The sequence below is a fragment of the Streptomyces sp. TS71-3 genome (assembly GCF_018327685.1).
Lineage (GTDB): Bacteria > Actinomycetota > Actinomycetes > Streptomycetales > Streptomycetaceae > Streptomyces.
In genome coordinates this window covers 1,157,040-1,178,531 of sequence record NZ_BNEL01000001.1, presented here as the reverse complement: position 1 = coordinate 1,178,531, position 21,492 = coordinate 1,157,040, and the positions used below count along the sequence as shown (strand labels likewise).

At 67.4% G+C, this 21,492-nt stretch carries 20 protein-coding genes; 7 read left to right on the top strand and 13 right to left on the bottom strand.

All coding sequences use genetic code 11. From position 1 onward, the window contains the following. The first annotated feature begins 2 nt into the window (after nt 1–2). On the top strand, nt 3–746 hold the full coding sequence (locus tag Sm713_RS04990) for an SDR family oxidoreductase (protein ID WP_212908454.1): 744 nt from the start codon (nt 3–5) through the stop codon (nt 744–746). A gap of 101 nt (nt 747–847) precedes the next feature. On the opposite strand, the gene Sm713_RS04985 is transcribed toward Sm713_RS04990, so the two are convergent. From Sm713_RS04985 to Sm713_RS04940, 10 genes are all read right to left on the bottom strand, one after another. After that, nucleotides 848–1,222: a hypothetical protein gene (locus Sm713_RS04985; protein WP_212908453.1), complete on the bottom strand. Its 375-nt coding sequence runs from the start codon at nt 1,220–1,222 to the stop codon at nt 848–850. Between the two features lie 163 nt (nt 1,223–1,385). After that, nucleotides 1,386–2,384 (bottom strand): NAD(P)-dependent oxidoreductase, encoded by a 999-nt coding sequence (locus Sm713_RS04980; RefSeq protein WP_212908452.1) that lies wholly within the window; start codon nt 2,382–2,384, stop codon nt 1,386–1,388. A 103-nt stretch (nt 2,385–2,487) separates the two neighbouring features. Continuing rightward, complete coding sequence (locus tag Sm713_RS04975; RefSeq protein ID WP_212908451.1) at nt 2,488–3,273, bottom strand: phosphotransferase; 786 nt, start codon at nt 3,271–3,273, stop codon at nt 2,488–2,490. After that, nucleotides 3,270–4,112 (bottom strand): class I SAM-dependent methyltransferase, encoded by an 843-nt coding sequence (locus tag Sm713_RS04970; RefSeq protein ID WP_249416094.1) that lies wholly within the window; start codon nt 4,110–4,112, stop codon nt 3,270–3,272. The genes Sm713_RS04975 and Sm713_RS04970 overlap by 4 nt, the downstream gene beginning before the upstream one ends. A 31-nt stretch (nt 4,113–4,143) precedes the next feature. Beyond that, nucleotides 4,144–4,662: a topology modulation protein gene (locus Sm713_RS04965; protein WP_212908449.1), complete on the bottom strand. Its 519-nt coding sequence runs from the start codon at nt 4,660–4,662 to the stop codon at nt 4,144–4,146. Between the two features lie 99 nt (nt 4,663–4,761). Then, the gene (locus Sm713_RS04960; protein ID WP_249416093.1) at nt 4,762–5,829 is read right to left on the bottom strand and encodes a hypothetical protein; all 1,068 of its coding nucleotides are present in this window, start codon (nt 5,827–5,829) and stop codon (nt 4,762–4,764) included. Then, on the bottom strand, nt 5,814–7,532 hold the full coding sequence (locus Sm713_RS04955; protein ID WP_212908448.1) for a carbamoyltransferase C-terminal domain-containing protein: 1,719 nt from the start codon (nt 7,530–7,532) through the stop codon (nt 5,814–5,816). Before Sm713_RS04955 ends, Sm713_RS04960 begins: the two co-directional genes overlap by 16 nt. Before the next feature lie 8 nt (nt 7,533–7,540). Next, nucleotides 7,541–8,491 carry a thymidylate synthase gene (locus tag Sm713_RS04950; RefSeq protein ID WP_212908447.1) on the bottom strand — a complete coding sequence of 317 codons (951 nt, stop codon included), beginning with the start codon at nt 8,489–8,491 and terminating at the stop codon, nt 7,541–7,543. Further along, nucleotides 8,488–10,332, bottom strand: a complete 1,845-nt coding sequence (locus Sm713_RS04945; protein WP_212908446.1) for a hypothetical protein — start codon at nt 10,330–10,332, stop codon at nt 8,488–8,490. The genes Sm713_RS04950 and Sm713_RS04945 overlap by 4 nt, the downstream gene beginning before the upstream one ends. Nucleotides 10,333–10,644: 312 nt before the next feature. Continuing rightward, nucleotides 10,645–11,148: an ATP-binding protein gene (locus Sm713_RS04940; RefSeq protein ID WP_212908445.1), complete on the bottom strand. Its 504-nt coding sequence runs from the start codon at nt 11,146–11,148 to the stop codon at nt 10,645–10,647. A gap of 252 nt (nt 11,149–11,400) precedes the next feature. Between Sm713_RS04940 and Sm713_RS04935 the strand changes: the two genes are divergently transcribed. The 6 genes from Sm713_RS04935 (at nt 11,401) to Sm713_RS04910 (ending at nt 17,219) form a co-directional block, all read left to right on the top strand. Further along, complete coding sequence (locus tag Sm713_RS04935; RefSeq protein WP_212908444.1) at nt 11,401–12,300, top strand: helix-turn-helix transcriptional regulator; 900 nt, start codon at nt 11,401–11,403, stop codon at nt 12,298–12,300. A 10-nt stretch (nt 12,301–12,310) separates the two neighbouring features. Then, nucleotides 12,311–12,520 carry a DUF397 domain-containing protein gene (locus tag Sm713_RS04930; protein WP_212908443.1) on the top strand — a complete coding sequence of 70 codons (210 nt, stop codon included), beginning with the start codon at nt 12,311–12,313 and terminating at the stop codon, nt 12,518–12,520. A gap of 229 nt (nt 12,521–12,749) precedes the next feature. After that, nucleotides 12,750–14,147: a helix-turn-helix transcriptional regulator gene (locus tag Sm713_RS41155; protein WP_212908442.1), complete on the top strand. Its 1,398-nt coding sequence runs from the start codon at nt 12,750–12,752 to the stop codon at nt 14,145–14,147. After that, nucleotides 14,144–15,034 carry a phosphotransferase family protein gene (locus Sm713_RS04920; RefSeq protein WP_212908441.1) on the top strand — a complete coding sequence of 297 codons (891 nt, stop codon included), beginning with the start codon at nt 14,144–14,146 and terminating at the stop codon, nt 15,032–15,034. The genes Sm713_RS41155 and Sm713_RS04920 overlap by 4 nt, the downstream gene beginning before the upstream one ends. Before the next feature lie 163 nt (nt 15,035–15,197). Beyond that, nucleotides 15,198–16,736, top strand: coding sequence for a restriction endonuclease fold toxin-2 domain-containing protein (locus Sm713_RS04915; protein ID WP_249416091.1), 1,539 nt, complete (start codon nt 15,198–15,200; stop codon nt 16,734–16,736). 30 nt (nt 16,737–16,766) lie between these two features. Further along, nucleotides 16,767–17,219, top strand: a complete 453-nt coding sequence (locus Sm713_RS04910) for a hypothetical protein (RefSeq protein ID WP_212908440.1) — start codon at nt 16,767–16,769, stop codon at nt 17,217–17,219. A 51-nt stretch (nt 17,220–17,270) separates the two neighbouring features. Here Sm713_RS04910 and Sm713_RS04905 read toward each other — a convergent pair whose 3' ends face one another. From Sm713_RS04905 to Sm713_RS04895, 3 genes are read right to left on the bottom strand one after another with little or no spacing between them, the layout of a single operon-like run. After that, a complete protein-coding gene (locus Sm713_RS04905; RefSeq protein ID WP_212908439.1) occupies nt 17,271–18,587 on the bottom strand; it encodes a hypothetical protein in 1,317 nt (438 codons plus the stop codon). Continuing rightward, nucleotides 18,584–18,850 (bottom strand): hypothetical protein, encoded by a 267-nt coding sequence (locus Sm713_RS04900; RefSeq protein ID WP_212908438.1) that lies wholly within the window; start codon nt 18,848–18,850, stop codon nt 18,584–18,586. The genes Sm713_RS04905 and Sm713_RS04900 overlap by 4 nt, the downstream gene beginning before the upstream one ends. Beyond that, the gene (locus Sm713_RS04895) at nt 18,847–21,492 is read right to left on the bottom strand and encodes an SUMF1/EgtB/PvdO family nonheme iron enzyme (protein WP_249416518.1); all 2,646 of its coding nucleotides are present in this window, start codon (nt 21,490–21,492) and stop codon (nt 18,847–18,849) included. The genes Sm713_RS04900 and Sm713_RS04895 overlap by 4 nt, the downstream gene beginning before the upstream one ends.

Here is a 21,492-nt window from a genome sequence, read left to right as displayed (position 1 = left end):
GCATGACCACCGCGCTGATCACCGGAGGCACCTCTGGCATCGGCCTCGGCTTCGCCCGCCGCCTCGCATCCGAAGGACACGATCTCGTTCTCGTCGCCCGGGATAAGGAGCGTCTGGACCAGACCGCCGCCGAGCTTCACAAGCAATATGGCGTCCGGACGCAGGCAATCGCCGCGGACCTCGCCACCTCCGATGGATGCGCCGTCGTCGAACGGCACCTGAGCACGTCGCCGATCGACATCCTCGTCAACAACGCCGGCCATGCTCTTCCCCAGCCTTACCCCCGCAGCCCGCTGGAGGCCGAGGAGCACATGCTGGATCTCCTCGTCCGTGCACCGCTGCGTCTCACGCACGCCGCGATTCCCGGCATGACCGAGCGCGGCCGCGGCGCCATCCTCAACATCGCCTCCGTCGCCGGCCTCCTGCCCACCGGCACCTACGGAGCCGCCAAGGCCTGGCTCATCCGCTTCAGCGAATCCCTCCGATTCGACCTCGCCCCGCACGGCGTACGCGTCCTCGCCGTATGCCCGGGCTTCACACGCACCGCGGCACCGGACATCCCCACAGTCCCCAAGTGGATCTGGCTCACCGTCGACCAGGTCGTCGACCAGGCCATGAAGGATCTACGCCGGGGGCGGCCGGTGAGCGTGGCCGGATGGCACTTCAAGATCTATGCGGCCGCGGTCCACCACGCACCGCGGCGCATCGCCGCCCGTATGGCCCGGTCCCGTGCGCCCAGAGACTGAGACAGCGCAGCCGCACCGTTCCCAGGCACTACGTGCGGCGGTTCGTCGGCATCCACCGGCGAACCGCCGCGCACGTCAGACCTTCGGCATCAGTCGGTGCCTCAACGGTGAATCTTCGCGCAGGGCGTGTCATCACCCTTGTTGAACTGGATACACAACCAGGTGCCGTTCGTGAACTTACGGTTGCCAAGATTCCAGTCGACCGCGCTGATTTTCGTCATCCCCGAACCTTCCCGCTTCGCCTTCTTCCAGTTAGTGACTTCGGTTCGACTTCCCATGTAGACGGCGTACAGCTTTGCCTTGGCACCCTTTGGATGGCCGTCGATCCACCCTCCGGCCTTCTTCACAACCAGGCCTTTCCCCCTGACGTCCAGAGTGACCTTCCCCTCCACGACGGTGGCATCGGCGCGGGCCAATCCAGCCGAGCCGACAAGAACGAGGAGCGCCGCTGCGGCTGTGCACGTGAATTTCTTCATGCCCATTCAACTCGTTACCCGAAAGCCCGGTCACGCCTTTCGAAGCGTTTCCTTCCCACGAGTGGGTCTCGATCGAAATTACGGAATACGGCAAATATCTCACCTAATTTCGGTGGTCGATGCCGAGTTGGGCCACAACAACAGCAGCCAAAATAGGGCGGCTTCAGGCCGCCCCGTTATATGCGGGCTGCTGAGCGAGGGCCTGGAGCTGAGCCCGCATCCCGGTCAGCAGGTCAACTGCGGGACGCCAGCTCAGCACTGACTCGGCACGGCGGGTGTCTGCGCGCGTGGTGGGGGCGTCGCCGTGCCGCGCGAGGTCGGCGTGGAGCTGGATCTCGCGACCGGTCAGAGCCTTGACCATGTTGATGACGTCGATGAGGGAGACGTCGGTGCCGCCGCCGATGTTGACGGCGATCGCATTGGCGGGCGCCACGCCGGCGGCGATGGTCGCCTCGGTCACGTCGTCGATGTAGGTGAAGTCCCGGCGTTGGTGGCCCTGGCCGAAAAGGCGGAGGGGCTGGCCGGTGAGCGCGGCAGTCAGGACTCGGTGGATGAACATGTCGGGGCGCTGGCGAGGACCGTAGACGGTGAAGTACCGCAGGGCGACGACGCTCGTGGGGCAGTCGGTGCGAGTGGCGTGGGCGAGGCAGAGCTGTTCCTGCGCGAGTTTGGACACTCCGTACGGTGAGATCGGTTGCGGCAGGTCGGTCTCCGCACTCGCGCCGCCGGCCGTTGCGCCGTAGACGCTGGACGACGAGGCGACGACGACCCGGGGGACGCGGACGCGGATGGCTGCTTCCATGAGGCGCTGAGTGGCGACGATGTTGGTGTGTACGTACTCGGCGAATTGCGGTCCCCAGGAAGGGTGTACTCCGGGAAGGCCCGCGAGGTGGAACACGGCGTCGGCGTCCAGGAGGAGCGGCTCGATGGCGCAGGTGCGCAGGTCCGCCGTGACGTGCAGGTAGCCGTCGAGTTCTCCATGAGTTCCGAGGTTCGCCGCGGCGAGGGGATCGCAGGAGACGTCTCGGTGGTCGACGCCGATCACGGTGGCGCCGCGGCGTAGAAGCGCCTGGGCGATATGGGAACCGATGAATCCCGCCGCGCCCGTGACCACGGCGCGGCGGGGATACGGGCGGGGCACGCCCGAAGGAATGTCCGTCATACGGTGCTCCAGTCGATGGGGTGAGGTGCTCTGTCCGGGGGGCTGCCACGGTCGAGGGGCATGCCGCTCCCGGCGGAAGCGCAGGTTGAGGGGGGCCTGCCGGTCACGTGGAATTTGAGGTCCGCGGTTCCCGGGCTTGGTGTGCGCGTGGATGGTCAGATGAGCCGTTGGCGTAGCCGTTGCGGCCTGCGTACGGGGCGTTCAGCACGGCGTGGAGGGCCAGGAAGTCGCCCAGACGCGCCCGATCTGTGGTGCCGAGTCGGGCGTCGTGGCGAGCCGCGGCTCGGTTGTAGGTCTCCAGCGCCTCGTCGATGGCCGTCGGGTGCAGTGCCCCGTAGGTCATCGCCAGGGTCGTGATCAGCTTGGCCAGGTCGTATCCGAACGGTGCCAGGGTGAGGTCGTCGGTGTCGACGCTGAAGACAATTCCGCGGGAGACGATCACGAAGTTCCGTGGGTTGCAGTCCTTGTAGAAGGCAGCGGGGCCCTCCGCCGAGCGGTCCAGCAGGGTGAGCATCGAGTGCAGGGCTGTCCTGTCGGCGAGGAAGCCGTCCAGGAAGCGCTGGGTCAGGGCTGTGACTCGCGGGGCTCGGTAGCTGGTGAAGGATGTGCCGTCGGAGAAGGTGTGGGGTCGGTCGAGATGGGCGCGATGCAGGTCGCTGGCCCACGCGGCCCCGTGTGCGTCGCCCAAGAGGGCCGCGAGTCGCCGTAGGTCGCTCACCTTCGCCGGGCGGCCGACGAGTTGTTCGAAGGTGAGGCTCGTGGGTTCCACGGCGATGAGGGCCGGCTGACGCAGGGGGGCGGCGTGCTGGAGCAGCCAGGTGTAGTGCCGGGCGGCGGCGTGCGCCTTGTCCCGTGTGGGGTAGTGCTTGGTGAATCGCAAGGGGTTCATGTCCGGCTTCGCTTCGACTGGGCTACGACGTACGTGACGGTTGAGGAGGTGGTGACGGGCTGGTCGTGGAGCCACTCATGGAGGACCGCAGCCAACGCCTGGGGGCTGCCGTACAGGCCGGCCGGAAGCTCGTACTTGGGGCTGGTGGCGAGGTACTCGGCCGCGTGGTTGAGCCCCGAGAACACGAAGCGGTGCTCGTCGTGGACGACCGTCTGCACCTCCAGCCAGGGCCGTGTCAGGTCAGCGAGGTTTCCGCTGTGGGCCGCGGTGTAGAGGCTTTCGCGTTGTACGGCGCCCGGGTCGAGGCCAGGCAGGGCGATGAGCGCGTCCAGCTCCCGGTAGCTGTCGACTCCCTTGGTGACGAGGACGGCGAGGCCACCTGGAGCCAGTACGCGGGCGATCTCGCGGACCACGTCGTCGGGTGTGCGCGAGTGGTAGAGGCAGAAAGCGGCGACAACAAGGTCACAGCCAGCATCGGGCAAGGGGAGGTAGTTGAAGTCGCCCTGGATGAAGGCCGTGCGCGTGCCTGGCCACCGTCCCGTTCTGCTCCGGGCTTCGGCCACCATCGCCGGGGAGGCGTCGATCCCGATCAGCGTCCGCGGTCTTAGGTGCTCCGCCAGAAAGCGGCTGCTGGTGCCTCGGCCGCACCCGATGTCCGCGACAACACCGACGCGCTGCTCGGGTTCCGCGGCGTACTGCCTGACGAGTTGGACGATGACCCGGGGGACGTACAGCCCAGCGGTCTTCGCCCTGCTCAACGCGCCTGTTCGGCTGGCCAGCCGGGTGGTGCTCCCGTAGAGGATGGCCTGCTGCCCCGGGGCGACGAACGGGTTGCTCACGTGCCGCACCCCCGCGAGGTACGGCTCCGGCTCAGACTCCTTCGTGCCGGGCGGCGATCTCCTCCAGCCACCGGCGCGTCTGGCGCCGGCTGCGCAGGAGTACGACCTCGGCGTGCCCGCGGGCATGCTCCTCGAGCTTGGCCATGACGCGTGGGCGCATGCGGCGCCGGTACGTGGCCACGTACCTGAGCACACCCCAGGTGATCCGGTTGTGCACACCGTTGCCCTTGTGTCCTGCACCGTGCCGGATCTGGCGCGAGACGATCCCCCACAGCGCCGCGGGCGTAGGCATGTCCATGAGGACGACGGTGTCGCAGGCGTCGAGCCGGATCTTCAGGGTGGAGTTGTAGTTGCCGTCGATCACCCAGGCCGGCCGGGCGACCAGCTCCCGTTGCAGCGCGGCGAACTTCTCCGTGGGAAGGGAGTTCCACTCGTCGTCGTAGAAGACGGCGTCCAGGTGTGTCACCGGCGCTCCGAGGATGCTGCCGAGCCGTCGTGCGAGGTGGGACTTGCCGCTGCCTCCGCAGCCGACGATGGCGACCTTCTTCATGGCGCTCCAGCTTAAGGTGCTCGCCCGGCGCGGCGACGGGCGTGCTCGGGTGCATGTGGATGGGCGTGTGCAAGTGCATGTTCCCGCAGGTAGAGGTGTTCACCAGCCGGTCCTCCGTCCCGGCTGCTCGCCTGTGACCAGGGCGGTGAGGAGGGTGTCGAGGGTGTCGGCCTGTCGGCTGAGTCGAAAGAGTTCGAGACGGTCCAAGCAGAGTCGGATCAGGTCGGCGTGCCGCTGTGTGCCGGCGATCTCCTGCAGATGGGCGATCTTCCGGATGGCGTCGTTCCCGTCCTTAATCATCAGCGCCTTGGGGACGAATGTCTCGGCGCACTGGATGGTCACCGGTGCCAGGGGCAGGCATCCGGCGAGCACTGCCTCGGTGATGCGCTGCGTCATCTGGCCGACGGCTGCGTACCGGGCGGGCAGCAGCAGTACCGTCGCCAGAGCACTCCCGTGGATGCGGGCGACCTCCTGGAACGGCACGCGCCCAGAGAAGGTCACCTGGGGCCAGCGGGAGGTCTCGTTCCACTTGCCTGCGATCACGTGGTCGAACTGGGCGGCGGCCGGGGCGAGGTAGCGGTCAAATTCCTCGTCGCGGTCGTACTGGTTGCCCACGTAGGCGAGGGGGGTCGGCCTCGGGCGCTTGGCCAGCGCGTGGGGATCGGCGCTGTCGAGCAGTTCGTCGGCGGCCGGGAACAGCAGGCGGTGCGCGTCGGGCGAGGGAGTAAGAGCGGCTTCGCACACGACGACGTGGGACCGCCGGCGCCAGGGGCCGTTCGCGGGGAGCCGGCGGTCTTTGTCCCAGATCACGGTCGGCGTGCTCGTCCGGTGGGTGTAGTGGTGCAGCAGCTCGGCCTGCCTGTGCAGATCGCAGGTGTGCCCGGGGGCCCCGCAGGTCGTGGTGTTGCGTCGCCGGATGGGCCAGCGCCATTCGAGGAAGAGCACATCGAGGTCGGGGAAGCCGTCGTCGAAGGTGTACGCGCCGCCGAGGTCGTCGCCGGCCTCTTTCAGGTCACGGTTCTCCTGGAGGAAGACGATCTTGTGTCCTCGGTTTTGGAGCTCGTCGATCAGGGGGCGGCGGTGGCTTCGGCCGCCGTCGGGGGTGTCGGTGACGCCGTTGCCCAGGAATCCCCAGAAGCTGTAGCCGATCTTCATTTGGTGATCCACCGGCCTTCCAGCAGCAGTGCGTCCAGCCCGGAGTGGGCCAGGCAGTCCAGGGCCATGTCCGGTGTGCCGCAGATCGGCTTGCCCTTCACGTTCAAGGAGGTGTTGATCAGGACGGGGACACCGGTGCGCCTACCGAAGGCCATCAGGACCTCGTGGAGGAAGGGGTTCTGGGCGGCCGTGACGGTCTGCACGCGCGCGGTGCCATTGGCGTGGACGATCGAGGGAATACGCTTCCGTGTGATGTCGGTTACCTGAGCGGCGACGGACATGTAAGGGGTGGACTGGTCCAAGTCGAAGTAGGTCCGAGCCTCCGAGAGAGGCGTCACGGGCGCGAAGGGCCGGAACGGCTCTCGGAACTTCACGGTGGAGTTCAGCCGATCGACCACCCCGGGGCTGAGAGGCGAGGCGAGGATCGACCGGTTTCCCAGGGCGCGGGGGCCTGCCTCGATACGCCCCCGGAAGACGCCGACGATCGCGCCGTCGGCGAGCTGGCTCGCGAGGAACTCCGTCACGGCGTGTTCCGGCCTTCTCTGCTTGAGACCCGGCCACTGGCTCAGGTCCGGTGCCGCGTTCGGGTACGAAGGGCCGAGGTAGCAGGCGTCTGCGATCCCGCTCAGCGGTTTGCGGCCGTCGCGATCGATGTACGCGGCGACGGCTGCGCCGATGGCGGTGCCGGCGTCGCCCGGGGCCGGCGGTACGCGGACCTCGTCGAAGGCGCCGTCCTCGATGATCTTTCCGATGCTCACGCAGTTGGTTGCCACGCCGCCGCCCACGCACAGTCGGCGCGAGACGGTCAGAAGGCGTGCTTGGCGTGCGAGGTGCACCATGACCTGCTCCGTCCGTTCCTGAAGAGCGGCCGCCAGGTCCTGGTGGACCTGCTGAACGGGCTCAGCCGCGGATCGAGCGGGACAGGTTTCGGCGACGAAACGGGGGGTGACCCGCTGAGCCCCGGAGATGAGCGTGCGGGGTGGAAAGTGGGCGGGGTCCACAACGAAGCCGGATACGGTCATGCGGATTGCACGGGCGAAGAGGCGTCGGAAGCGAGACGGATCGCCGAGCGCGGCGAGCGCCATCACCGTGCCCTCCTCGTCTCCGCGCCGCCAGCCGAGATGCTGGGTGACCGCGCCGTAGACGTAGCCCAGAGAGGCCGGGTCCTTGAGGGCCTGGAGCTCGACCAACTGCGGGTACTGCCTCCCCAGCGCGTGGGCGATGGTGGTGGTCTGACGCTCGCCGAGACTGTCCACGACGAGCACAGCGGAACCTGCCCACCCCGAGGCGGTGAAGGCCGCGAGTTGGTGAGCGCGGTGGTGTCGCACCGCCACGACCTCGGCCGCCGGGAATCGGCCCGCGAGAGCATGAACGCGCCGGCACGTGCGCACGGCCACCCGGGTGAAGCCCGCAGCCCGGGCCATGACACGCCCACGAGCCTCCGGTGAAAACGCCAGTCGCATGGCGGCAGGCGCCTCGGCCAGGTAGCGGGCCGACTGGAAGTTGTACGCGACAACATCCACGTCGCTCGGTCGGAGGCCGGCTTTCGCGAGCACCCAGGCGACGGCCCGGTCCGGATATGCGCTGGTGTGCTTCTGCTCCGAGAGGCGTTCTTCCTCGACGAAGCCGATCAGCTCGCCGTCGACGAGCAGGGCCGCGGCGGAGTCATGAGTGAAGGAGCAGAGGCCGAGGACCACGGACGGAGGCATACTCATGATCCGCCTCACCTCGTCCCCGCCGGCACGGCCCGACAAGCCTTCCGGCGGTCGAGCTCGGTGTACCAGGCGGTCAGGGCATCGCCGAGGGGCCCTTCCAGGGCCCCGGCGATCGCCCGCGCTCGGCGGTGGTCTCCGCGCTTCCAGGTCTGGTAGCTGGAGAGGGTGGCTGCCATGGCGTCCCAGCCCGGATGCCCGGTGGTTCTGCCTGCCCGGACGTGATCGAGAAGGATGCCGAAGCCGTCCCATGGGGCCGTTAGTTTCGGCATCTCCGGGCTGGCCGCCGGTTCGGTGAGCTCCTCGGCTCTCTCGATGTCGCTCTCGTAGATGTGGAAGGAGTCGACGTGGTGCCGGTACATGCCCGGCCGTACGTCCAGCCACCCGGCGACCAGTTCGTGGATGGTGGTGAAGCAGAACAGGTCGTAGGGCATCCCGACCCACACGTCCTGACTGCGCATGGTCGTCGACATGTGCAGGCGCCCGTGGCGGAGGTGGAAGCGGAAGCCGAGGGTGCAGGGCACGTCGCTGTGGCCCGCGGCATCCCTCGCCGGGTCGAAGACCTGGACGATCGCTCGACGCGAGTCAGGATCCGCCCTCAAAATGTCGACGACACGACGCAGTTGATCGATCCCACCAGCCCACGCACGGAGCCGCGGCCCGTACGCGCCGCGCAGAACGCCGTCGTCCGTGTACTGCTTCAGCTGGCTGTTGTAGTCGAAGATCCAGGGGTCGTCGGTTCCGGACAGGATCCACACCGTTTCCGCCACGGCGAATGCCGGGTTCAGGATCCGGGCCGGCGGCGCGTACAGAAGCCGGGCACGGGGCCGCGTCAGGGTCACGCTGACGTTCATGACCTCGCGAGTGGCCATCCCGCGGGGGCTGACCCGTTCACCGTTCTTGGCCAGGGTGACCGCTGCGCTGAAGAGTTCAGCGACGCTGTCGGCGGTCAGGTTGATCATCGGCTGGAAGCTCCTTCTCGATGAGATGTGCTCGGTTCGGTGCGGTCGATGGACGTGGCGGCGGGCTCGCCGTCCTGCCGAGAGACCAGCTCGGCGATGTCGGCGGCGGTTCGCCCGCGCCAGCGGCATACGGCGTCGCGAGCGGCGGGCGATACGTGCGCGCGGCCCTCTGTCACGGCATCGAGTGCCGTGACGATGCTCGAAGCAGCCGGGCAGTCCAGAGCGGCACCGTGCTCGGCAAGCCGGAGCGTGGGATCGCCCGGCAGGCTCAGTTCGAGGACGGGGACGTCGAGGAGTACGGCTTCGATTCCGCAGGTGGACGAGACGCTCACCAGGGCGTCCGCCCCTGCCAGGCTGCCGCGGGCGCCCACCTGGGCATCTGCGACGGCGACCGTCACGTGTTCGTGGGATCGGACGATCTCGCTGAGGGCGTCCGGGGCCTGGGCCGGGTGCGGTGCGATGACCAGGCTCCAAGGCTCTTTGGCCGCGGCCAGGCCCTCGAGAAGCTCACGCGCCTGCTTCCGGAGCCGATCAGGGCCGAAGGGCTGGCAGGCCCACACGGCGATCCGGCAGCGCCTGTCCGCACCGGCCGCGGCCAGCAACTCCCGTAGGTGGCGGCGTTGTTCTTCCCGACCGGACTGAGGCAGCGGGTCGAAGCGCGGCTGGCCCAGCACATGCACCTCGGCCTTCGGGTGCCGGGCCCACGTTCGCGCCAGGGCGGCGTCCCGCTCCCCCATCACGACCAGCTCGCGGCTGTGCAGCGCCGGCCAAGCCACCGCCTCCGGTACCCAAGCACCGTGCTGGACGTGGACCGTCGCGGCGCCATGCCGCTCCGCGGCGTGCACGGCCAACATGCCGAGCGGGCTCGTGTCGTTGCTCACCACGACGGCACGGGGCCGGACGACCGCCAGTGCTTCGTCGAGCCACCCTTCCAGCTCAAGTGCGCTCCGCCAAGACGGCTGTGTGCATCCACCGGCCGTCTCCACCAGGATCGCGGCCAAGCGCTCCAGCCGGTCCAGCCACACCGTGTGGCTCCCCACCCGCAGGGTGGCGCCAGAATGCGTACCCTGCCCCGCGAGCCCCGGCGTCTTACCAGCGAGGGCGAACAACGTCGCGGGCACTCGGACCACCGTCATGGCGCTGTTCAAGGGATCCGGACAACGATCAGCGGGATCGGTGGCCATGTCCAGGAGCACGCTGGATCGTCCCGAACGGGCCAGTTCCTTGAGCACCGGCAGGAGCGTCTCGACGTGCCGGGAGGACCAGGACACCGCCAACGTGTTGGCTTGCGGAGGCAGAGCTTCCTCCCGGTCCTCGGTGACCTTGGCGCAACGGGATCGGGTCAGCGCATGTCGGAGCCTGCCGGCGCGAGCCGGGTTGAGCTCGATGTCAGCCCCCAGCGCGCCGGCGACGCCCGACCAGGTGGCCGTGTAGGCCCGGTACTCCCGAGAACTCGCCTCCCGAAGACCGATCAGACCCTCGTAGGGAGCCGCGCGAAGGGGCCCGGGAGAGGCAGCGAACGGCGCCCACTCGTCTAGCGCCAGCAGCTTCCGCAGAAGCTGAGCCATCAGACGTCGCACCGGAACCTGCTGGACGTGCAGCCAGGAGGCACCGCCGGGCGTCAAGGCCCGATGGCCGCTGTGCTGCTCCAGAGCGGACATCACCCGCTCGACCTGCTCGTTCAGGACTCCCGCGTCGACAGTGGTCTGATCCAGCTTCTGCACGGCCACGCCGACGTACTGGTGCTTCTGCAGCAGGGCTTCTCCGACGAGCGCCCAGTCGGACGCGCCGCCCAGCGGATCGCGGACGACGGCGAGGGAGCTCGTGCCGAGACCGCTCACCACTCCTCCCCCACGACAGGCCTCTTCTCGTGCGCGGCTTCCGTCCGTGTGGCTCTGTTCGAAGCCCCGCCGCTCTTTCTGAGTCGGAGGACGGGACCCCATGGCAACTGGAAGTGCATGAAGGACTCCAAAGAAGCTTGTCTTCTGGTCGTGGCAACCCGTCCCAACCGGGATTCCGCTCGGAACGACGAGGGAGTCGGAGTGCGGTGGCATCCGGAGGAGACGGGCGTTCGGAGGACACACAGGCGTGGGCGACTGGCTCACCTCGGTGAACGGAGCAGCCCAAGAGTCGAAACCCCTTACGCAGACGGTTCAGGCCGGAGGGTTCGAGGAGCAGTCGGTTCTGCCCTGGTCAGCGGGGAGTCCTGATGACCAGGGGATGCTGATGACACACCAGGTCGTCGCCCCGTCCTCGCTGACGCCCCATGACTCGGCCAGGGCTTCCACAAGGAGGAGACCTCGGCCGCTCTCCTCCTCCAGGCCGCGGCGCCGCAGCACCGGTAGCCCCTTGCCGCCGTCCGTCACCTCGATGAGGAGCCGCCAGCCACCCAGGCGCACCCGGACGCGGACCTCTCCGCCGCCGTGCTGAATGGCATTGGCCACCAGCTCGCTGAGAAGCAGCGGCACCGTGTCCATCGCCGGGCTGCCGGCCAGGCCGCAGAGTTCGAGGTGGACCTTCGCTATCCGGCGGAGAAGGGCGGGGTGCGCAGTCGTGCGGTCGGCCGCGACTTCCCAACTGCCGGGAAGTGGCCGGCTCGGCGGGTCGTTGGGTGGTGCTCCGGCGGGCCGGGGCAGGGGGGAGAGCGTGGGAACCATGGGACGTCCTCGATGTTGGGCGGGGAAAACCGCATCAAGTTCGCTGGCCGTCGCCCTCGACGAGGTCGGGAGCAACGCCATGGAGTATGGGCTTCGTATCGCTCTCCATGTAACGCTCATTGTGAAAGTGTCCGCATGGGCGTTTCGCGCATATGCTCGGTGCCATGTCCGAAGCTGTTCCGCCGTGTAACGTGCTTCCGGCTCCTGCACGCCGGAGATCACACTGAGTGCACTCGTCGAGGAAGGAGCACGATGGCCAGGCAGTCCAATGACCCTGCGCCGCCCCTGACCACCAGCGAAGGCCCAACGGCCCGGCGCCGGCAGTTGGGCTACCGACTCCGCGAGCTGAGGGCGGAACGGGGTATGACCGCCGAGGAGGCAGGCGAAAAGGCCGGCGTGTCCAAGGCGACGGTGAGCCGGTACGAGCGGGCCGTCGGCGCGGTGCGCTGGAACCAGGTAGACGCCTTGGCCAGGGCGTACGAAGCCTCTGACGAGGAGCGCGAACGCCTGGTCGCTCTCGCGAAGAACTCCAAGGACGTCGAGGGCTGGTGGCTTCCGTACGCCGAGAGGCTGTCGAGCCCGATGCGGCTCCTGCTGGCCATGGAGAACGAGGCACCCAGGATCAGCCACTACGCGCTTGGGCTGGTGCCCGGGCTGCTGCAAACCCTGGACTACGCCCGTGCGATCCGGCCCACGCCCGGCCACGCGCTTCCCGAGGCCGAGGTCGACGAGTATCTCGGCGTTCGGATGAGGCGACAACAGATCCTCGACCGGCCGGCGCCGCCCGACTACCGGGTGGTACTCGACGAGTCCGTCCTGCACCGGCAGGTCGGAGGCCCCCAGGTCATGGCCGCTCAGCTCGACTACCTGCTGGAACGTGGCCGTGCCGCATCCACGAGCATCCAAATCCTCCCGTTCTCGCAGGGCGCGTACACCGCGTCTCTCACGAGTTTCGTGATCCTCGGGGGCCCCGATCCCTCGCTCGACGTGATCTTCATCGAGAACCAGGTCGGAAGCCTGGTTCTGGAGGAGCCGGCCGCGCGGACCGAGTACACCAATGCGATCGAGTTCCTCCGCGGTGAGGCGCTCGACCCCGACTCCTCGGCAGCCCTCATCGCCGAGGCCAGAAAGACGCACCTGCAACTGACGTAGCGAGGAATCCATGGACCACTCCCAGCTCGCCTGGCGCAAGAGCAGCTACAGCGGGAATCCGAACAACGAATGTGTGGAATGCGCACGCTCCCGTAGGGGCCGCATACTCGTTCGCGACTCGAAAGACCCGGGCCGTGCCATGGTCAGCTTCGGCGCCCGGGCATGGTCGGAGTTCGCGGACGCCATCGGCGCTGGCCAACTCCACCGATCGCCTGAGTGACACCTGCTTCACCGGGCCCGGGGGCGGGTGGGCGTCCGGGCCGACGAGGTGGAACGCCCGCACCGGCGAAGCCTCGCACGGCACGGAGAGCGCCAGTCGCTGCGCTCTCTCTTCGCCGTAATTCGCCGTAACCAGAGTGCAACCCCGGGCAGAACAGAACCGAGTTGATGATGCGGACAACGCGGCAGCCGCTCTCGTTGTCCGCATGAGGGCGGCAAAGGGGGCCACCATGTCGCAGAAGCCGAAGCCCTTGGACGACACCGTGTCGCTTCACGCCTGGTTCGGCGTGGAGGTACGGAACTGGCGCAACCAGCGCGGCCTCAGCACGGCAGAACTGGGCAGGAGAATCAACGTCAGCGCGTCCCTGATCGAACGGATCGAGAAGGGCACCCGATCATGCGGGCCCGCCAGGGCCGCCGCCCTGGATGAGGCGCTGGAGGCAGGCGGAGCACTGATCAGACTGTGGCGGCGGGTCGAGGAGGATGCGGACAACGTCCACCGCGGCAGAACCACCAGCCCGCTGCCCAACCCCGTCGCTGACGGTACTCCGAAGCCGATGGACGCCGTGCCGGAAGATCCGGACACGCTCCCGGGTGAAAGCGAGACAACCGTGGAACGTCGATCCTTCCTCGCCGCCGCCAGCGGCACCGCCATGTCCGCCACACCCATGGGCTTGGTACCGACCCTGGGCCACGGCGCCCTACCGAAGGCCGTACGCCCGCAGGACATCGAGCAGGTCCGAGCCGCCTCGACCACACTCTCCGGCTGGGACAACCTGTACGGAGGCGCCGGCATGGTGCGTGAAGCCTGCACAGGACAGCTCACCTGGGCATCACGCCTACTGCACGTACGCTGCCCGGCCTCTCTGAAGGAGCCGCTGTTCACGGCCGTAGGTGACCTCGCCGTCGTCATGGGAGCCGCCGCCTTCGACGCCTATGAGCACAACGAAGCCCGCCGGCTGCTGAAGTTCGCCGTCGAGTGCGCCGAGCACGTGGGCAACTGGCACCTGCGCGCCAACGCGCAGAACTGGCGAGCCCGCCAGGCCATCTGGGTCGGCGCGCCCGACGAGGGGCTGACCCACGCCGAGCAGGGACTCGTCCGCGCCGACCGTCTCACGCCGCGCGAGCAGGCCATGCTCCACAACGCCCGCGCCCGAGCCCTGGCGAAGATGCGTGACGTCCAGAGCACCCTGGCCGCGATCGGCCGCAGCGACGAGGTGTTCTCCCACGCCCGGACCGGTGAGGACCAGCCCTGGATGGCCTACTACGACCGCGCCCAGCACCACGGAGACACCGGTCACGCCCTCTACGACGCCACACTGCTCTCCGGCTACTCCCCCCGGCCCGCCGCCGACCGCTTCCGCGTCGCCATCACCGGACACCGGGACACCTACCTCCGCTCGCGCGCCATCTCCGGCACCAAACTCGCCTCGCTCACCATGGCCACCGGAGATCCCCGGGAGGCGGTCGCCATCGCGCACAAGGCATTGAAGGAAGCAGGCCGCGTGAGTTCCAAGCGCACCCTCGACGACGTCCGCGACCTGCGCCGCCTCTCCCTCAACCGCACTCTGCCGCAAGGCGAGCTTCACCAACTCCGCGAGCACATCGACACCACGGTCCTGTCATGACAGCAGACCGGCTCAGCGCGTCCTTCGCGGTCCTCATCGAGGCCGCAGGCGCGGCAGACATATCCTGTACAGGAGCTGAGCCCATACGTTTCGCCGAGAACGACATCTGGCGCCTCCCCGGCAAGATCGTCGCTCGTATCTCCCGCGCGGGCCAGGACAAGGCCGCCGTCCGCGAGGTGGCGGTCACGCGCTGGCTCGCGGGAAGCGGACTCCGTGCGGTCCGGCCGCTGGACATCGACCAGCCGGTCGTAGTCGGCGGTCGCGCGGTGACCTTCTGGGAAGAACTCCCACCCCACCGCACCGGCACCGTCATGGACCTGGCTCCACTCCTTCGGCAGATGCACGACCTGCCGGTACCGAACATCCCGCTCGGCACCATGAACCCCTTCGTACGCGTCGCGGACCGCATCACCCAGGCATCCTGGCTCCCGGACACCGACCGCACCTGGCTCATGGGACAGCTCGCCGACCTGGAACAGCAGTGGAACGAACTCCCCGAAGGCCGACCTGCCCGCGTCATCCACGGCGACGCCTGGCAGGGCAACTGCGTGATCACGGACACCGAGGCAACCACGTACCTCCTGGACTTCGAGCGAACGTCGCTCGGCCGCCCGGAATGGGACCTGACCGCCACCGCCGGCGACATGGAAACCTTCGGCACCCTGCCGCGCGAGGACTACGAACGCTACTGCGAGGCCTACGGCCACGACGTCACCTCCTGGAGCGGCTACCGCACCATGCTCAGCATCCGGGAACTCCGCCAGGCCTCCTTCGCCGTCCAGTACGCCGACGAACAACCCGGCGCCCGGGACCAGGCCGCCTACCGCGTGTCCTGCATACGAGGGCTGGAAGGCCCACGACCGTGGAGGTGGACCGCGATCCCATGACGACGTCGAGACCTTCCTCCTTCCCCTAAAGATCTGCATCGGAGGCCACGCACAGGGGTGGTGATCTGCATGGCCGGATCCGATAGCGCGGTCCTACCGTCACGGGGAGGAGAGTTGTCATTGGTACGAGCTGTCCACGCACCGTAGATAGGAGGTGTGAGGGTTGGACCTTCGGCATCAAACAGCGAACTTCGTCAACGCGTCGTGGTCGCTGGTGGGTTTGAGAGACTTGATTTACGACATGTTGAGCCTCCTCTTCGCGGCTCTCGCCGAGAACGGTGGTATGGCGGGAGACGATGATGCCGGGCGGGCGTTCGCAGCCGTATACAAGCCTGCTGTGAAGGCTGTTTTCGACTCGGCAGGGCACGCTCACCAGGCCATGGCGGGCGGGGCGAATGCTCTCGTTGAAGGGGCGGAGATTTTCCTCAAGCACGAAAGCAAGATCGCCGCGGAAATACTCGACCGATCGCCCGGGGCGCCGGGAATCGGTTCGATGCCATCAAAACCGGACTGCTCGGCGCGAGTAAGCCATGAGGCCGAGGATCTACCCGAAGTCGTAGGTGAGACCAGCGGGGTGGATCGATACCTTCTCAATCAGCGATTCCACGGCCAGCGAGAGAAATTACGGAAGGTGGCAGGGAGTTGGCGTACTGCATCCGAGATCCTCGGTAACGCGTATTGGGACTCTGACACCGCGTGGCGAACGGCCACTCTCGACCAGGCAGGTGACGCGGCTGATTCCATTGAAGGCTGGTTCAAGAAGTTCGTTGGAAAGAATCCACCCCCCGCTCAAGTAAGCGACCAGGAAACCCTTCTCGCCAATCTTCCCGCAGCATGCAAAATGCTCGCCAACGCCTGCGAAGCGTACGCCGACCACATTGGCACTGCGCTCAAGAGGATCCCAGACGAGAATGACCCCGTCCTTGGTGACCCATTGCCGGTGTGGAGAATGCCGGTCTTCGGCGGCGAGGGCCACGACGGCGGACTTCCCGAGCTGGTGGCCAACGACGTGCACATCGCCGGACTGGGCCACATACCGCACGCCCTGGACGCGTCCAAGGCACAGGTGAAGATCCCGAAGCCGGATACAGACCACGGCCTCCTGCCCCCCCTACCACCACTGATCCCGTGGCCGGTGCGCGTGCCGGTTCTCGTCCCCGCTGGCTTCCGACCGGCCAACGGACCACGTCGACAACCGATCCCTCCACCAGTACCTCCGGACCCGCGCTTCCCGCCCCTGACAGGAAACGACCGGAAAGATTTCCAAACCTGGCTCGACTCACTACGCCAGGGTGACGTATCTGGAGGAAAGCCTGCGGAGGTCGCCTATCAGAAACGCGTAGCGGGATATCCGGAGTACGAAGTGCCGATCCCTCCGGGTTTCGGTAAGCACAACACCCTTATGGTCGACGGGTTCCGCAACAGCGACGGCATGGCGGTGGAAGCAAAATATGTCAACGACGAACGCAAGTGCTACCGAACCCTCGACCAACTCCGCGAAAGCAGCCAAACAGGAAAGAGAGACTTCCTGTACGCATCAGACCGCAAGGAGTTGGCCAAGTACTCCGCCGCCCTCAAAGACCCACGAAACAGCGAGATGCGCGGCGTGGAGACCGTCACGAACAACCCGGACTCCGTGGGATACTGGCGCCTGATGATGGCTGCTTACGGGGTGAAGGGCTACGCTCGCTATGCACCCTGACCACAAGCAGAGCCACGCAAGGACTGACCAATGAATACCAGTGAGCTCGCCGAGCTGCGCACAACCTACATCTTTACGCCCCCCGCAGGCGAGACATGGGGGCTGACCTTCACCCAGATCCGTGAGCGACTACTGGCGCGCGACCCCAACGAGTTCATCCGGACCGAGGACCCACGAGCAGAACTGCCCGGTGGTGAGGCATCGCTTTTCTTCGGTATCACACTGGACGGAGGTGAGGAAGCAGAGGGAATCGCCAAGTTGAACCCGGAAGGGTTGGCTATTGAAGAAAGCACTGCCGCGATGGCAGCGGAGTTCGTGGCGTGGGCGCGAGCGAACCTCATCCCTGACAGGCTCGGCATCACCTTCAACACGGAATGGGGCTTGGAAAGCGACATTCCTGACACCAGACTGCCCAACGCCTCCGACGACGCACTGGAGGAGTTGTTCCTCGCCCACCTCATCGACACAGGAGGTCTTGACTGACGGACGGTGCCCCGGTCAAGCGTGAAAATTGTGTCACACGCTCTGAGTCGGTCAGCCATCACGTCGGTGGGCAGTTCGGTGATCTCTACGCCTGGTCATCTCGCCCCGCAGCGACGACAGGACCAAGCGCCCGTACCGCGTGGTCAGAGCCGCGGCCGTGGCGGCGATCGACAAGGTGAGGGAGACGATCAGGTCGACCACGGAGTGGTCGTCGAGGACCTGCAGGATGCTCAGGGCTGTGCTGAGCGGTAGACCGAGGATGGTCAGGACGCCCAGGGCCCCGCTGATCTGCTGGCTTTCCTGGGTCTGCACGAGCCTGCTGTAGTCGGCCGCTTCGGCGAGGATCTCGTCGAACCGTACGGGTAACCGGTGCTGGTTCTGGAAGGCGAGCAGGAGATCATTCGCCGGCCCGTGTGCCGTGAGGTGCTGGCGCCAGTAGGTGCTGCGGAAGACGGCGATGTTCCTCTCCAGTCTGGCGACCCGGTGGGCCAGCCGCGCGGAGGTGAACACGTGGGAGAGTTCGTCCGTGAGCTCGTCGATGTGATCGCGCTGGAGCGAGCCGAGGAGCAGGGCGTCGAGGTAGACGGTGCGGGAATGCAGTGCGGCGAACTCGAAGAAGTCGCCCGCCCCGGTGTCCGCCCGATGGCCGAGGAAAGCAGCCCCTTGTCGAAGTACCAGGGCGCTCCAGTCCGCTGAGATCCTTATGGCGTCCTTGAATTGCTGGCCGGCGGTCTCGGGTGGCAGGGGGAAGTCCTCGGGTGTGGAGCGTGAGGCGAGCTGCCACAGCCAGCGGTCGGCGGTGGCGGGCAGTGTCCCTTCCAAGCCGGAGCGGAGCGCGGGGGTCTGTTGCGGCGTGGGGGTCAGGAAGGCGATCGTGTAGGGCCGAGCGATGGCGAAGGGTGCGTCGCGGTCACGAACATCGGCGACGCCCGCGAGGAGCCTGGCAGGGTCGAAGGGCCCGGTGAGCGGTTCCTCACCGTGGTTCGGCCGCCGACCGGCCAGGGCCCGCAGCACGGGCAGCAGCTCTCTTTCCACGCTGAAGTGAAGGACGGCAAGGGCGTGCTCGGTGTTGCTGGTGGTGGCCGCACGCAGCAGTTCCATCCCGAGCAGCTGCAACCCGTCGTGCTTGACGTCGAGCGGCAGATGCCATCGACATGGCCGCCCGGGTTCCCCGTACAGTGCGCGGGCGGAAGCGGGTGCGAAGTAGGTGGAGCGGGTCTGGGTGTCCGTGCGGCGGTTACCCAGATCGAAGGGGAAGGGCCCTTCGGGCCACTGGGGGGTGCGCAGCAGCCGCACCGGCAGGACGACGGTCAGCTCCTGGCGTGCCCCCGTGACCTCCTCAAGCAGTGGGTTACCGGCCGTGGTCACCGGTAGTACTCGGCCGGGTCGGGCTGGTCGAGGCGGATGACGAACTCGGCCCGATCGGGGCTCTCGGCGCTGATGTAGAAGCGGACGTGCTCGCCGGTGCGGATGGTCCGGAATCCCTCGGTGACGATCTGCCGGTAGTCGAAGGTGTAGTACCGCTCGTCCTCGTCGTCCCGGACGACGTACGAGCCGAGCGCACCGCTCGGTCCTCCACCGCTCGGGCGCCTGTCGACGATGGTTCCCTGCCGCGCCCCGGCCCCGCTCATTGCGTCGTCTCCCCTGTGCTGGACGTGTCGGCGTCTTGCACACACCGGAAGCCGACCGCGTTGCTTGTTCCGCGCTTCCGGTAGATGCCCTTGCTACTCGTCTGCACCGCACGCATCGGGTTGTCGTAGCTGCCGCCGCAGATGACGGCCTCGCCGAGGTCGTCCAGGCTGGTGGAGGTCCATTCCCAGCAGTTGCCCACCATGTCGAGGACGCCGAACGGCGAGCGGTTGCCGGGCCGTTCGCCGACGGGTGTCACCCCTGCCCGCCTGACAGCATCGCCCGCGAAGTCCCGGTACCACGCCTGGTAGGTCACGACGGGCTGATCGACCCATGTGTCGGCGCAGTTGACACGGGCGATGTCGGGGCCGTCGCCCCAGGGGAACAAGCGCCCGAAGCTTCCACGGGCCGCGGCCTCCCATTCCAGCGAGGTCGGCAGACGCTTGCCGTCGAACGCCGCGAAGGCGTAGGCGCTCCACCAGCTCACGCAGATGGCGGGGTGGTCGGCATAGCGCGGATTCTCGTAGTAGTCGGGCCGCATCAGCCGGTCGGTCCACGGGCGGTGTGTCACGTGAGCCGGCTGGTCGGGGTGGTCCCACTGCGAGGTGCCGTCCGCGTCCAAGGCGTCGAGGAAGCGGCGGTAGCGTTCGACCGTCACCGCATGGCGGTCGAAGCGTACGGGGCGTTCGACGCGGCGGATCAGCAGCCGTTCTGCCGGCCCGACCAGATACGCTCCGGCGGGCAGCACGCAGTCCTCTGTTTCGGGGCTGCCGGGCATTCCGGCAAGGAACGCGCGGACCTGCTCGGTAAGGAAGGCACCGCCTGAAAGGTCCGCTGCGGTTTCCCGGTTCTTCGGCTCGGCCAGAAACCTGGCAGCCAGTAACTCCTGGTACGCCGTGTGCGCGAAAGCAAGGTGATCTCGCCCGGCAGGCCGCAGCACAGGAGCCAGGACACAGTTGTCGAGACCGAGGCGCCCGTCCTTGAAGGCGCCGGCACCCAACTGCCGGTGGATATCGAGGAGGGAGAACACAGTGCGGTCGGTAAGGAAGGCGTGGCCGAACGCGGCGGGCAACCGCTGCTCCAACTCAGCCTGCCCGGCCTCCGCCAACGTCCGCGAAAGGTGAACGCCCAAGATGTCCGCGAGCGGCTTCCCCGCAGGAAGCTTCAGTGACGCGGTGAGGCGCCTCTCCAGAGGAGTTGCCTTCGGATCAGCCAGGCGTACGACATGGAAGTGAGGCACGCGGGACGGATCGAGGCCGTTCGCGTACATCTGCTCCACCAGTTGCTCGGAGCGGCCCGCGCCGCTGTCCAGCAGCTGGCGTACCTGGGGCGAGTCCGCGAGGAAGGAGACCCTTGAACTCATCACCACTGCCGATTCGGCGGACAGGACGGCTGCCAGATCGGTGAAGAGCCGCAGGAAGCCGGCAGGGCTTGGCTCGTCGACGCCCTCGTCCACCGCGTCGAGCACACACACCGCCGTGCCGGAACGGATGAGGTAGAGGAAGAGATCGTAAGCACGCGAACGGTCCGAGGTCATGGCCGGCGCGAGGAGGCGGGCCGCGTACTCGGAGAACGGTTCACCCTTCGGTTTTAGACTCAGATCGAAGTAGAAGCGGAAGCGGCGGACCTCCGGATTGGCAGCCAGGGAGCGCAAAAGCGTGCTCTTGCCGCTCCCCGGGCGTCCGGTGACCAGGACGTTCGCGCTGCCGCGCACCAGGCGCCTCAGGAGTTCCGCAGCGTCTTCGGACTGTTCCATCCTCAACTCGCCGGTGCGCGGATCTGTGGTCAGCGCCGCCGCGGGGACAGCAGTCCGCGGCCCCGCCAGGACATGAGCGGAGGACAGATGGGAGAGGTGAGCGTCAAGATCGACGAGGGTGTCGACGAAGCCGTCGTAGCGCACGATGCGGAAGTCGAGACCCAGCATCTGGTGGAGGGCGCCGGGCTGCGCGCCGCTGTCGTTGTCCAGGACGACGAACCGAGTGAGTTTGGGCAACCGGGTACGCAGCAGCTCCCCGCCGCTGGAGGCAAGAACGGTGCTCAGGTCGTCGGCATCCCGGGAGAGCATCAACTCCACGTACTCCAGCCGCATGCCCGACTCACGGCAGAACAGCTGGTACACGGTATCCGGGCTGAGGACGAACCGCTTGGCCTGCCGGTACCCAAGGGTGACGTACAGCCCGGCGAGAAACTCGCAGCGGCGCGCCACCTCGGGCACCATATCGGGCTCGCCACCGAGGAGCGCGGCACTCCCGGTGTCTGTGAACCAGACCAGTACGTCTACGAGCCTGCGGACCGCCAGCAGGCCGTCCTCGTCACTGATGTCGTACCCGTCGTGCGTCGAGCGGTTACGGAGCCGTCGAATGTCGTCGAGCGCATCCAGAACCGTGCTGCTGCGAATGTGCGGACGGCACCGCTTGACCAGGTCGTTCAGCGCCTTCGTCGAAGGATCCCCCTCGATGTCGTGGTGACGCCACAACTCCTTGAGCAGCTTCTCGGTCAGTTTCCCGACCAGGGCCACCGCGTTCTCGGGGTAGCCGTCGTTGAGGGACCGTAACGGCCGCTCCAGATCGAGCCCCAGTCGATCGGCGATCCGTGAATGGTCGTCGAGTTCACTGCGCAGGCGCCGCAACCGCTCGTCGACCAT

Coding starts and splice junctions, on each gene's coding strand:
- Sm713_RS04955 (WP_212908448.1), bottom strand. CDS start 7,532: ATGAGTATGCCTCCGTCCGTGGTCCTCGGCCTCTGCTCCTTCACTCAT.
- Sm713_RS04980 (WP_212908452.1), bottom strand. CDS start 2,384: ATGACGGACATTCCTTCGGGCGTGCCCCGCCCGTATCCCCGCCGCGCC.
- Sm713_RS04990 (WP_212908454.1), top strand. CDS start 3: ATGACCACCGCGCTGATCACCGGAGGCACCTCTGGCATCGGCCTCGGC.
- Sm713_RS04930 (WP_212908443.1), top strand. CDS start 12,311: ATGGACCACTCCCAGCTCGCCTGGCGCAAGAGCAGCTACAGCGGGAAT.
- Sm713_RS04950 (WP_212908447.1), bottom strand. CDS start 8,491: ATGATCAACCTGACCGCCGACAGCGTCGCTGAACTCTTCAGCGCAGCG.
- Sm713_RS41155 (WP_212908442.1), top strand. CDS start 12,750: ATGTCGCAGAAGCCGAAGCCCTTGGACGACACCGTGTCGCTTCACGCC.
- Sm713_RS04910 (WP_212908440.1), top strand. CDS start 16,767: ATGAATACCAGTGAGCTCGCCGAGCTGCGCACAACCTACATCTTTACG.
- Sm713_RS04940 (WP_212908445.1), bottom strand. CDS start 11,148: ATGGTTCCCACGCTCTCCCCCCTGCCCCGGCCCGCCGGAGCACCACCC.
- Sm713_RS04975 (WP_212908451.1), bottom strand. CDS start 3,273: ATGAACCCCTTGCGATTCACCAAGCACTACCCCACACGGGACAAGGCG.
- Sm713_RS04965 (WP_212908449.1), bottom strand. CDS start 4,662: ATGAAGAAGGTCGCCATCGTCGGCTGCGGAGGCAGCGGCAAGTCCCAC.
- Sm713_RS04935 (WP_212908444.1), top strand. CDS start 11,401: ATGGCCAGGCAGTCCAATGACCCTGCGCCGCCCCTGACCACCAGCGAA.
- Sm713_RS04900 (WP_212908438.1), bottom strand. CDS start 18,850: ATGAGCGGGGCCGGGGCGCGGCAGGGAACCATCGTCGACAGGCGCCCG.
- Sm713_RS04985 (WP_212908453.1), bottom strand. CDS start 1,222: ATGAAGAAATTCACGTGCACAGCCGCAGCGGCGCTCCTCGTTCTTGTC.
- Sm713_RS04920 (WP_212908441.1), top strand. CDS start 14,144: ATGACAGCAGACCGGCTCAGCGCGTCCTTCGCGGTCCTCATCGAGGCC.
- Sm713_RS04895 (WP_249416518.1), bottom strand. CDS start 21,492: ATGGTCGACGAGCGGTTGCGGCGCCTGCGCAGTGAACTCGACGACCAT.